An 11073-nucleotide genomic window follows, 5' to 3' on the forward strand; every position below is an offset into this window, starting at 1 on the left:
ACCCCCGGGCACGGAAACGGCCCCCGCACTCCCTGAGGAGTGCGGGGGCCGTTCTCGTGTCACGAGCCTCGGGCCAAAGCGAAGCGGAGGCCCAAGAAGACACAGCTAGGCGTCGAGCGGGATGCTCGGACCCATCGTCGTGGTGACCACGGCCTTCTTGATGTAGCGGCCCTTGGCGGCGGACGGCTTGAGGCGGTTGACCTCGTCGATCGCGGCCTGGTAGTTCTCCAGCAGCTTGGGCTCGTCGAACGAGACCTTGCCGATGATGAAGTGCAGGTTCCCGTGGCGGTCCACGCGGAACTCGATCTTGCCGCCCTTGATCTCGGTCACGGCCTTGGCCACGTCCGGGGTGACGGTACCCGTCTTCGGGTTGGGCATGAGGCCACGCGGACCGAGCACGCGGCCCAGGCGGCCGACCTTGCCCATGAGGTCCGGGGTGGCCACGACGGAGTCGAAGTCCAGGAAGCCGTTCTGGACCTTCTCGACCAGGTCGTCGTCACCGACGATGTCGGCGCCCGCGGCACGGGCCTGCTCGGCACGCTCACCGGTCGCGAAGACCAGGACCCGAGCGGTCTTGCCGGTGCCGTTCGGCAGGTTCACGGTGCCGCGGACCATCTGGTCGGCCTTGCGCGGGTCGACGCCCAGACGCAGGGCGACCTCGACGGTCGCGTCGAACTTGACGTTGGTGGTCTCCTTGGCCAGCTTCAGAGCCTCGGCGGGGCTGTAGAGCCGGTCGCGGTCCACCAGGTTGTTGGCTTTGCGGTGGTTCTTGCTGCGCTTCACGCTGTTCTCCTACGGGAACGTGTGGTCCTAGGGCCAGCGCTGGCCCTGCCACGGTGGTTCTTGCCGTCGAGCAACCCCGAGGGGAGCTACTTGACCTCGATGCCCATCGAGCGGGCGGTACCGGCGACGATCTTGGACGCGGCCTCGATGTCGTCGGTGTTGAGGTCGGGCAGCTTGGTCTGCGCGATCTCACGGACCTGGTCGGCGGTGATCGAACCGGCGGTGCTGCGACCCGGGTCGGTGGCGGCCTTGTCCAGCCCGGCGGCCTTCAGGATCAGCCGAGGCGCCGGGGGCGTCTTGGTGACGAAGGTGAAGGAACGGTCCTCGTAGATGGAGATCTCGACGGGGATGACGTTGCCGCGCTGGGCTTCCGTAGCAGCGTTGTACTGCTTGCAGAAGTCCATGATGTTGACGCCGTGCGGACCGAGAGCGGTACCGACGGGCGGCGCCGGGGTCGCCTGACCGGCGGGGAGCTGCACCTTGACGAGTGCGGCAAGTTTCTTCTTCGGAGGCATATCGGGTCCTTTGCCTGATCTGCGTTGTGTGCCGATCCCTGCCTCCCCCACGGCGCCACGGGCCACGGGGACCTCGGTGGAGCCGCTGCCGAAGGAGGCTGTCCGTGCCAGGGGCACGGGGTCACGGCCCGTCGGGACCGGACGGACCGGAGCGCGTTCCGCCCGGGTTCGCACCCGGGCGGTACAGCGCGACAGTGGGTCCGTCCCGCGAGGGACGGACCCACCAAGTCTACGTCGCCCGGACAGTGGTCCGGGCGGGTTGTGGGAAAGGCCCCACGGGGTCAGATCTTGGCGACCTGGTTGAACGAGAGCTCGACCGGGGTCTCGCGGCCGAAGATCGACACCAGCACCTTGAGCTTCTGGGTGTCGGCGTTGATCTCGCTGACGGTGGCGGGCAGGGTCGCGAACGGGCCCTCCATGACGGTGACGGACTCGCCGACCTCGTACGCCACGTCGGAGCGGGACTCGGAGCCGCCGCCGGTGGACCGGGACTGCTGCGCCTGCTCCGGCTCCTCCTCCGGCTCGGGCGCCAGGAGCTTGGCCACCTCGGTGAGGCTCAGCGGGGCGGGCTTGTTGGACAGGCCCACGAATCCGGTGACACCGGGGGTGTTGCGGATGGCCGACCAGGACTCGTCGGTCAGGTCCATGCGGACGAGGACGTAGCCGGGCAGGACCTTCTCGGTGACCTGCTGGCGCTTGCCGCTCTTGACCTCGGTGACCTCGTGCTCGGGCACCTCGACCTGGAAGATGTACTCCTCCATGTTGAGGGACTGGGTGCGGCTCTCGACGTTGGCCTTGACCCGCTTCTCGTAGCCCGCGTAGGTGTGCACGACGTACCAGTCGCCGGGCAGGAGGACGAGCTCGTTGCGGAACTCCTCGACGGGGTCGAGACGGGGCAGCTCGGGCTCCGCGTCGGCCTCTTCGGCGTCCTCGGTGCTCTCGTCGGCCTCTTCGGTCTGCTCCGGGCTGTCGGCGTCGGTCGGCTCGACCGCTTCCTCGGACAGTTCGCCCGCCAGGCCGGTCTCTTCCGCCGACGACTGATCCGGCTCCTCTTCGGGGAAGTCGTCAGAGGTCAGTGGGGACTCGGACACGGCTGCTCTTTCTCTCGTCGGATTCGCTAGTGCGCACGACGCACACCGAAAACGGGCCGTGCGTCGAACCCAGTCCTGCCAGCTTACGGTCTCTCCGGGCGAAGCGGGACCAACGCGCGGACGAGCGTGACCGGACGAGGGCCGGTCGGGAGGAACCGGGTGAAGGTGGGCACGGCCACCGTCGAGGACGCCCCGGAGGGCGCACGGGGTGGGAGCTAGGCTCCGGCCGGACGGCCGAAGGTGCCGTAGAGCCAGGTCACGGCCTCACCGAAGGCGAAGTCGGCCAGGGAGACGTAGGCGAGGACGATCACGACGAACACCATGACGACGATGGTGTAGGTGACCAGTTCCTTGCGCGTGGGCCAGCGGACCTTGCGGAGTTCTCCGACGACCTGCTTGGTGAACGTCACCGGACCGGTACGACGCTTCGGCTCCTTGTCGGGCTTCGCGTCGGCGTCAGTCTGAGTCACCTGGGGTCCTTAGGGTCGCGGGTTGCTTCGTATCCCCGTAGTTCCGTCGCCCCCGCGGCCGGGGTGACGACGGATGCGACACCCCGACCACACGCGGACTTGCAGGGCAGGAGGGACTCGAACCCCCAACCGCCGGTTTTGGAGACCGGTGCTCTGCCAATTGAGCCACTGCCCTTAGCGGAAACTGCGTTCCCCACCATAGCCGGTCCGGAGTGCTGTCGCACACCCTTGTGGATGTGACGCCCGCACGCGACCGGCCGACGCGGTGAGTGTACGCCCTCACCACCGCCGGGGACAAACCGGTTCCGGCTCCGCGCCGGAGCCGCGAAAGCGCACGTGACAGGACGGGGACGAGACTGAGCGACCCCGGGTCCCCGCGCGTATCGGCCCCGTCTCCGAGTCCGCCACCTGGTGACCACCGTCGGCAGGCGGGCCATCCACGAGGCCCTCGCCGCCAGCCCGGGCCCGGGCGACGCGGACCTGGCGGAGGGTGGTAGCCGTGTCCAGAAGCCGCTGCCCGAGGCGGAGCAGCCCCGCCGCGCGTCGACCGTTGTGGTGTTGGCCATTCCTGGCACGCCCGGTGCCCTTCATACGGCAGGCTTGGTTCATGGAGACACCGACCACCGCCCGCCGGCTGGACCGGCTGCCCAAGGCCCACCTGCACCTGCACTTCACCGGCTCGATGCGTCACGGCACGCTGGTGGAACTGGCCGAGGAGCGCGGGGTGCACCTGCCCCAGGCGCTGGTGAAGGAGTGGCCGCCCAAGCTCAGGGCCACCGACGAACGCGGATGGTTCCGCTTCCAGCGCCTCTACGACATCGCCCGGTCGGTGCTGCGCAGACCCGAGGACATCCACCGTCTCCTGCTGGAGGCCGCGGAGGACGAGCGGGACGCGGGTTCGGGCTGGTTGGAGATCCAGGTCGACCCCAGCGGGTACGCGTCGCTCTTCGACGGCCTCACCGCGACCCTGGAGCTGATCCTGGACGCCGCCCGGGTGGCGGAGCGCGAGACCGGGGTGGCGATCGGTCTGATGGTGGCCGCCAACCGGACCCGCCACCCGCTCGACGCCCGGGCCCTGGCCCGCCTGGCCGCCCAATACTCGGGGCGGGGCGTGGTCTCGTTCGGGCTGAACAACGACGAGCGGCGCGGACGCGCCCGTGAGTTCGAGGCGGCCTTCCGGATCGCCAAGCGCGCGGGGCTGCTCTCCACGCCCCACGGCGGGGAACTCAACGGCCCGCGCAGCGTCCTGGAGTGCCTGGACGAGCTGGACGCCGACCGGATCGGCCACGGGGTACGCGCCGTGGAGGACCCCTACCTCCTGGAGCGCATCGCGACCCAGGAGGTGACCCTGGAGGTCTGCCCGACCTCCAACGTGGGCCTCGGGGTGTTCGAGGAGCTGGAGCGCGTCCCGCTGCGCAGGCTGTACCAGGCGGGGGCCCCGATCGCCCTGGGCACCGACGACCCCCTGCTGTTCGGCCCGCGTCTGGTGGAGCAGTACCGGATCGCGCGGGAGGTGTTCGGGTTCACCGACACCGAGCTTGCCGACCTGGCGCGGATGTCCATCCGGGGCGCCGGGGCGCCCGACTCCCTGAAGAAGCAGATGCTCTCCGGGGTGGACGACTGGCTGGCCGCCGAGCCGGAGCTCCTGGAGGGGTGAACGGGCGGGGGGCGACCCCCGCCCGGCGCGCTCAGGCCAGGAGCATCCACGCGCCCTGGCCGAGCATCGCCGCTCCCGCGACGAAGAACAGCACGGCGGCACCGATCTGGATGGCCCGCTCGGGGAGCTTCTTGCCGAGGACCGCGCCGATCGCGATGGCGATGGCGTCGGCGGCGACCATGCCGACGGTGGAGCCGATCCACACGGGGAGCCAGTGGTACTGGGTGCCCACGGTGATGGTGGCGAGCATGGTCTTGTCACCGAGCTCGGCCACGAGGAAGACCACGAACACGGTCATGAAGCCGGAGCGGATGCGGCGGGAGGCGGCGCGTGCCTCGTCCTTGTCGGACATCTCGTCGCCGCGCAGGGTCCACAGTCCGAAGACGAGGAAGGCGAGCCCGGCCACGAGGGTGAGCCAGTCGGTGGGGATGGCCGCGCCGAGGACCTCGGCGATGAACACGCTGCCCAGGTGCACCACGGCGGTGGCGACGGTGATGCCGAGGATCACCGTGAGGGCGCGGTAACGGGTCGCCAGGGACATCGCGACCAACTGGGTCTTGTCGCCCATTTCGGCGATGAAGATGGCGCCCGCGCTCACGCCGAGTCCGACCAGAAAAGCTGACATGGTTCTCCCGCTGTCCGTGATGGGCAGAAGGAGGCGGAGAACGCCCCTTCAACCCGGTCGTTTCCTACCGGGTCAAAGGTCTCGTCCGCCCGTTGCGCTGGGCTCACGCGGCCGGGACGGTGGCGTCCAGTGTGTCGACCGCGCGCATTGGGGACTACTCCCCTTCGACGCTCACGACGTTACCAGAACCATTGTTGATTGCAATTTATTGATCTGTCGAATTCATTTATCAGGTGGGCCTGATAAAGGTGTTTGCTGCGCCTAACTTATTTCTTGGTCAGATCGTCACGGGCCGTACCGTCCCGCTGACGCTGGGAGTCCTGGCAACCGGCGAACCGCCTCACGCGTCCCTCCGGTCACATTCCCCAACACGAGGAGCTCCCCGTGCACCGCAAGACACCCCTGGTCCTGAGCGCGCTCATGACACCGCTGCTCCTGGCCGGATGCGCGGCGGAGGCCTACGACCAGGACGCGCACCGCGACATGGTCGAGTCCTACGGCGCCCGGACCAACGACATGGACTCCGTCACCCGGGTGACCAGGGCGGCCTGCGACGCGGAGAGCGCGTCGGCCTGGACCGACGCCTACCTGGACCAGGGCAGCGACCCCGGTCTCCTCGTCATCGGCGTCGACCAGATGTGCCCCGACCGCCTCGGGGAGTTCGAGGAGGCCCTGGAGCCCCACGGATGGTGACCGCCGGGCTCAGAGGCTGACGCCGAGCATCACCGGCTCGTTGACCAGGCGCACCCCGAAGGCCGCCTCGACCCCGGCCCGCACCTCGCGGGCCAGGTCCAGGAGGTCCGCGGTGGTGGCGCCGCCGGGGTTGGTGAGGGCCAGGGTGTGCTTGCCCGAGATCCGTGCGGGGCCGTCGCCGTAGCCCTTGGTGAACCCCGCCCGGTCGATCAGCCAGGCGGCGGAGAGCTTCACGTTGCCCGCGCCGTCGGGGTGCCCCGGGACCTCGGTGTCGGCGCCCAGGCGCGCGAGGGCCCGCTCGCGGAAGGCCGCGTACTCCTCGGCCGACAGGACGGGGTTGGTGAAGAACGACCCCGCGCTGCGGGTGTCGGGGTCGGCGGGGTCCAGGACCATGCCCTTGCCCCGGCGCAGCCCGAGGACGACCTCGCGGGCCCGGGCCAGCGGCACCCGCTCCCCCGCGTCCACGCCCATGGTGCGGGCCACCTCGGCGTACCGGACGGGGCGGCTCAGCGGCCCCCTGCGCAGCTCGAAGACGACCTCGCACACCACGTACCGGTCGTGGCCCTTGAAGGCGCTGTCGCGGTAGGTGAAGCCGCAGTCGGCGTTGGAGAGCGTGACCAGTTCCCCGGTGGTGCGGTCCAGGACCAGCACCTCACGGACGGTCTGGCTGACGTCCTGGCCGTACGCGCCCACGTTCTGGATGGGGGTGGAGCCCACCCGGCCGGGGATGCCGGAGAGGAACTCGACACCGTTGAGCCCCTCGGCGACGGTCCGCTCCACCAGCGGGTCCCACTCCACGCCCGCGTCCGCCCTCAGCAGGACGATCTCCTCGCCGGTCTCCGGGTCGGTACCGGCCTCGGTCGTGGTGACGCCCTGGGAGGCGACCAGAACCACCGTGCCGGGGAACCCGTCGTCGGCGACGACCAGGTTGCTGCCGCCGCCGAGCACGAGGACGCGCTCACCCGTGCGGTCGGCCTCGGTGACGAGGGCGACGAGCTCGTCGGTGGAACCGGCGGTCCGGAAGACCTTGGCGGGGCCGCCCAGGCCGAGGGTGGTGTGGTCAGCGAGCATCGTGGACACGGGGCATACCTCTTGGAGAGAACGAACGCGGGTGCGGATGGATCGGTCGCGGCCGGGCGGCTACGGGGCCAGGCGGACCACGGCGGAGGCCTTGGCCAGGACCTTCGCGCCGCCGGAGCGGGCGGTGAGCAGAACGGTGACGGTGCCGTCGTCGTTCTTGGCCTTCACCTTGCCGCTGACGGTGATCTCGGCGCCCTGGTCGTCGTCCGGGACCACCACGGGCGCGGAGAAGCGCACCGAGTAGTCGACCACGCTGCCGGGGTCCCCGGTCCAGTCGGTGACGACCCGGCCGGCCTCGGCCATGGTGAACATGCCGTGCGCGATCACGTCGGGCAGACCGACCGACTTGGCGAACCGCTCGTTCCAGTGGATCGGGTTGAAGTCACCCGAGGCCCCCGCGTAGCGGACCAGGTCCAGGCGGCGGACCGGGAAGGTCCGCTCGGGGATCTGGGTGCCGACCTCGACGTCCGCGTGCTTGATCCTGTTCACTGTCTTCCCCGCTTCCTAGGAACCCCGGACGACGAGCATCATGCCCGCCGTCACCACGTGCTCGCCGTCGGCCGCATGGGCCACCGTCTCCATGGTGATGAGCTCGTTGCCGCCCAGCGACTTGATGTCGGTGATGCGGGTGACCGTGCTCAGGACGTCGCCCGCCTGGAGCGGTCGGGTGTAACGGAAGCCCTGGTCGCCGTGGACGACCCGGGAGAAGTCCACCCCGAGGTCCGGGTCGGCCAGGGCCAGCGCGGACCCGGCCATGCCGAGGATCACGGGGAAGGTGGGCGGGGCGATGACGTCGGCGTACCCGAGGGCCTTGGCGGAGGCCGTGTCGAGGTAGACGGGGTTTAGGTCGTTGATCGACTCGGCGAACTCGCGGATCTTGCCGCGCGTCACCTCGTAGGCCTCGGGGGCGGGGTACTCCCGGCCGAGGTAGTCAGGGTTGATCGCCACGCTCTGTCTCTCCTGTGCGGTGTGCGTTCGCGGAGCGGCCGGGGCGCTGCCCGCCGCCCGTGTCAGCAATAACAAAAGCCCGGTGAGCGAAGTGCTCACCGGGCTGGAGTCTACGAGAAGCCGACCGCTCCCTGCCGGGGACGACGGACCTGGAGAACCTAGCGGGTCTCGCGGTGGTCGTTGTGCTTGCGGCAGTTCGGGCAGAACTTCTTGATCGTCAGACGGTCGGGGGTGTTCCGACGGTTCTTGCGCGTGATGTAGTTCCGGTGATTGCACTCCTGGCAGGCCAGGGTGATCTTCGGCCTCACGTCTGTGGCAGCCACTTCGGAGTGCCTTTCTCGCTGGAGACATTACCTGGGCGCAGTTGAACACTGCTGGAGACCCACGACGACCCCTGAGTACTGGGCCTCAGGGGTCAGCGGGTTGGTAGCGGGGGCCGGACTTGAACCGACGACACAGCGATTATGAGCCGCTTGCTCTACCGACTGAGCTACCCCGCCCCGATCAGGACTTAAGGACATCCCAAAGGATGTCCCTCTGTCAAGGCCGGTGAAGTTCCACCGGCCACCCACCTGAGTGGACCGGAACCTCGTCAAGTGGTGGAGCCCCTTTACGGAATCGAACCGTAGACCTTCTCCTTACCATGGAGACGCTCTGCCGACTGAGCTAAAGGGGCGCGCTGTGGGACTTTCTCTCGTCCGCCCCGGGGGTGTTGCCCCCTTGCGCTGAACATGACTATACAGGGATCCGGGGGTGGTCTGCCAAATCGAGCGCCGGGCGCCCGGCGAGGGGCTGGTCGGGGCGCGCCCCGACCCCCTCCGCGACGCTCCCCCACATACACGGGAACCCCTGGTCGACGAGGGTGTTCCGCCCTTCGGGGAGCCCTCCGCGCCACCGCGTCGAGGCGCGGGAAAGCCCGTGGATGTGACGCCGTGCACCCGGCCCCGAGCACGAGGAGCCGGGCACGAGGAGCCGGGCCGTGTCAGCCGTTCCCCTCGGCCAGCCAGACGTTGGACATCGCGTCACGGTTGATCGTCCGGATGTCGGCCGGCAGACCCAGCCTGCGCAGGGCGTCGGACAGCCGGGTGTCGTGCGTGAACACGATGAGCTGCCGGTGCCGCCCCACCTCGGCCAGGACCGCGGCCAGCCCCTCCACCGTCTCGGTGTCCATCGCCTGGACCGGGTCGTCCAGCAGCAGGAATCCGAACGGGTTGCCTTCCACCAGCGCGCGGGGCAGGCAGATGGACAGGGCGAGGGCCTGGAACTCACCCTGGCTGAGCAGCCCGGGCGCGCTGGTCTGGTCGTCCACGCCGTCCACGGAGACGTCCACCTCGACCCTCCGACGGGCGCCCCGGCCGATCAGCCGCATGCCCTGGAGGTCGATGTGGCGTTCCTGGCGCAACCGGAACCAGACCTGCTCCGCCTGGGAGATCACCGGCCCCAGCCGTTCCGCGCGCACGCCGCGCGCGTACTCGGCCAGCCAGTTCAGGGCCGTCTCCGCCGCCCCCAGGGTCTCGCTCGCCGCCACCGCGTCCTGGGCGTCGTCCAGCCAGCCCGAGAGCCGTTCCGCGAGGTCGGCCCAGCCCTCGGTGGGGTCCTCCAGCCGTTCGGAGGCGTCCCGGCGGGCGCTGACCGCCGCGGCGCGGAGCCTGCGGCCCACGGTCTCGATGTGCTCGGCCAGTTCCCCGAGGTCCTCGATGTCGGAGCCGGACTCCCAGAGCGCCCACACCTGACCCAGTTCGCTCTCCGGCGGCAGCCAGGACGGCACCGGGGAGAGCAGGAAGCGGGCCTGGTCACGCGCGGCGGAGGCGCGGTCGTACGCGGCCGAGGCGGTGGCGGCCTGGGGCCGGAGCGCGCGGAGCTGCGCGTTGGCGCGGCGCACCCAGTCGGCGCCGAGCGCCCCGGTCGCGGAGCACGTGGGGCAGGTGGTCTCGGTGGGGTGGCGCTTGTGGTGTTCCAGCGCCTGTTCGAGGAGCTGGACCACGCCGTGCGCGTGGTCGCCCTTGCTCCCGGCCGCCATGGCCAGCTCCATGGCCGCGCCGCGCAGTTCGTTGACGACGTCAGCGATGAGGGTGCGCTCGGGGACCGCCAGGCGGCGCAGACGGCGCAGGACCACGTGCAGCGCGGGGTCGCTGGGGCCGTCGTCGGAGGCGACCCGGCGCAGCGCCTCCAGGTCCATGGAGGGCGCGGAGAGCACGCTGACGGCCTGGACCGCCCGGGGGTCGTTGGAGGCGCCCAGGACGTCCAGGAGGGGCCGCAGTTCGCGGGAGGGCCGGTCGCGGCGCCGGGCCAGGCCGTCGCAGACCTTGGCCAGGCGGCGCTCGGCCTCCGCGAGCCCGGTGAGCCCGAGCAGCGCGGTGAGGGTGTCGTACAGCTCCGCCGCGCGACCGGTGACCGTACGGCCGAGCTCGTCGTAGGACAGGAACGGCCGGTAACGGACGAGGTTCTCGCCCCAGTCGAGGGTGCGCAGCGGGGAGACGTCACCGTTGGGGTGCACGACCTCGCCGCGCGCGGAGCGGACGCTCTCCCCCGTCCAGCGGCGGCTGATCCGGGTGGGACCGGGGTCACCGGCGATGTGGATGTCCACGGTCGCCTCGGTGCGCTCGTCGTAGTGAAGGTTGCGCCAGCCGTCGCGCCAGCCGGTGGGCATGGCGTCCCAGCGCGGGTTGCGTCCGGTGAGGGCGGCCTCGGCGGCTTCCGCGAAGCTCGACTTGCCGGAGCCGTTGCGGCCTACGATGACGGTGAGGCCGGGGCTCGGGGAGAAGGTGAGGTCGGCTGGTCGGCCGATGCCGCGGAACCCCTGCACGCGGATGCCGGTGAGGTAGGCCCGGCGCACGCGCCCGGGCGGGGGCTCCGGGGATCCCCCGGGGACGATCCCGGGGATGTGCTCACCCCTCAGGAGCGCCTCCAGCGCCTCCTCACCCCACAGGGCGGCGCCGACCCAGGTACGGACCGCCTCGGGCAGCCCCGAACGCGCCAGGGCGTCGAGGAGTGCCTTGGTGGTGGGGTCCTCGGTCTGGGGTGCGGCCGCGTGGCCGTCCCGTCCTGTGCGTGTGTCCGCCTCGGGTCCCCGAGTCACCTTCGCCACCCCGCTCCGTTCTCGAACCTGCACCAGCAGAGTAGGACAGGACGGGAGGAAGCGCGCTGGTGATACGCGCGCCGGACCGCACCCGGGACCCGTCCGTACCCTTTCGCGCCTCCGCTTCGCCTC

12 protein-coding genes and 3 tRNA genes are annotated in these 11073 nt (G+C 70.4%); 2 read left to right on the top strand and 13 right to left on the bottom strand.

Translation table 11 applies throughout. The features are described 5' to 3' along the window. Positions 1–105: 105 nt before the first annotated feature. The 5 genes from rplA to ACFW3L_RS10370 form a co-directional block, all read right to left on the bottom strand. The gene (gene rplA / locus ACFW3L_RS10350) at positions 106–783 is read right to left on the bottom strand and encodes a 50S ribosomal protein L1 (protein ID WP_017543020.1); all 678 of its coding nucleotides are present in this window, start codon (positions 781–783) and stop codon (positions 106–108) included. Between the two features lie 86 nt (positions 784–869). Continuing rightward, a complete protein-coding gene (rplK, locus tag ACFW3L_RS10355; protein ID WP_357760475.1) occupies positions 870–1298 on the bottom strand; it encodes a 50S ribosomal protein L11 in 429 nt (142 codons plus the stop codon). Positions 1299–1579: 281 nt separating this feature from the next. Then, positions 1580–2389, bottom strand: a complete 810-nt coding sequence (nusG, locus tag ACFW3L_RS10360) for a transcription termination/antitermination protein NusG (protein ID WP_378738565.1) — start codon at positions 2387–2389, stop codon at positions 1580–1582. A gap of 215 nt (positions 2390–2604) precedes the next feature. Continuing rightward, positions 2605–2859, bottom strand: coding sequence for a preprotein translocase subunit SecE (gene secE / locus ACFW3L_RS10365; protein WP_378738568.1), 255 nt, complete (start codon positions 2857–2859; stop codon positions 2605–2607). A 102-nt stretch (positions 2860–2961) separates the two neighbouring features. Beyond that, a tRNA-Trp gene (locus ACFW3L_RS10370) sits at positions 2962–3034 on the bottom strand. 432 nt (positions 3035–3466) lie between these two features. Here ACFW3L_RS10370 and ACFW3L_RS10375 point away from each other — a divergent pair. Continuing rightward, complete coding sequence (locus tag ACFW3L_RS10375; RefSeq protein ID WP_378738570.1) at positions 3467–4516, top strand: adenosine deaminase; 1050 nt, start codon at positions 3467–3469, stop codon at positions 4514–4516. Positions 4517–4547: 31 nt separating this feature from the next. Here the strand turns inward: ACFW3L_RS10375 and ACFW3L_RS10380 are convergent, their stop codons facing one another. Further along, positions 4548–5141, bottom strand: coding sequence for a TMEM165/GDT1 family protein (locus tag ACFW3L_RS10380; RefSeq protein ID WP_378738572.1), 594 nt, complete (start codon positions 5139–5141; stop codon positions 4548–4550). A gap of 384 nt (positions 5142–5525) precedes the next feature. On the opposite strand from ACFW3L_RS10380, the gene ACFW3L_RS10385 reads away from it, so the two are divergent. Further along, positions 5526–5834 (top strand): hypothetical protein, encoded by a 309-nt coding sequence (locus ACFW3L_RS10385; RefSeq protein WP_378738574.1) that lies wholly within the window; start codon positions 5526–5528, stop codon positions 5832–5834. Positions 5835–5843: 9 nt separating this feature from the next. On the opposite strand, the gene ACFW3L_RS10390 is transcribed toward ACFW3L_RS10385, so the two are convergent. The 7 genes from ACFW3L_RS10390 to ACFW3L_RS10420 form a co-directional block, all read right to left on the bottom strand. Next, positions 5844–6905, bottom strand: coding sequence for a UDP-N-acetylmuramate dehydrogenase (locus ACFW3L_RS10390; RefSeq protein ID WP_378739058.1), 1062 nt, complete (start codon positions 6903–6905; stop codon positions 5844–5846). Positions 6906–6974: 69 nt separating this feature from the next. Beyond that, positions 6975–7403: a MaoC family dehydratase gene (locus tag ACFW3L_RS10395; protein ID WP_378738576.1), complete on the bottom strand. Its 429-nt coding sequence runs from the start codon at positions 7401–7403 to the stop codon at positions 6975–6977. A 15-nt stretch (positions 7404–7418) separates the two neighbouring features. Next, positions 7419–7862, bottom strand: a complete 444-nt coding sequence (locus ACFW3L_RS10400; protein WP_378738578.1) for a MaoC family dehydratase N-terminal domain-containing protein — start codon at positions 7860–7862, stop codon at positions 7419–7421. 158 nt (positions 7863–8020) lie between these two features. Continuing rightward, entirely contained in the window at positions 8021–8185 is a 165-nt protein-coding gene (gene rpmG / locus ACFW3L_RS10405) for a 50S ribosomal protein L33 (protein WP_026117477.1), read from the bottom strand. A gap of 101 nt (positions 8186–8286) precedes the next feature. Continuing rightward, positions 8287–8362, bottom strand: a tRNA-Met gene (locus tag ACFW3L_RS10410). A gap of 100 nt (positions 8363–8462) precedes the next feature. Continuing rightward, positions 8463–8538: transfer RNA gene (locus tag ACFW3L_RS10415), tRNA-Thr, on the bottom strand. A 306-nt stretch (positions 8539–8844) separates the two neighbouring features. After that, positions 8845–10950, bottom strand: coding sequence for an AAA family ATPase (locus ACFW3L_RS10420; RefSeq protein WP_378738580.1), 2106 nt, complete (start codon positions 10948–10950; stop codon positions 8845–8847). Positions 10951–11073 lie beyond the last annotated feature (123 nt).

It is taken from the genome of Nocardiopsis sp. NPDC058789, from assembly GCF_042745575.1.
Lineage (GTDB): Bacteria > Actinomycetota > Actinomycetes > Streptosporangiales > Streptosporangiaceae > Nocardiopsis > Nocardiopsis eucommiae.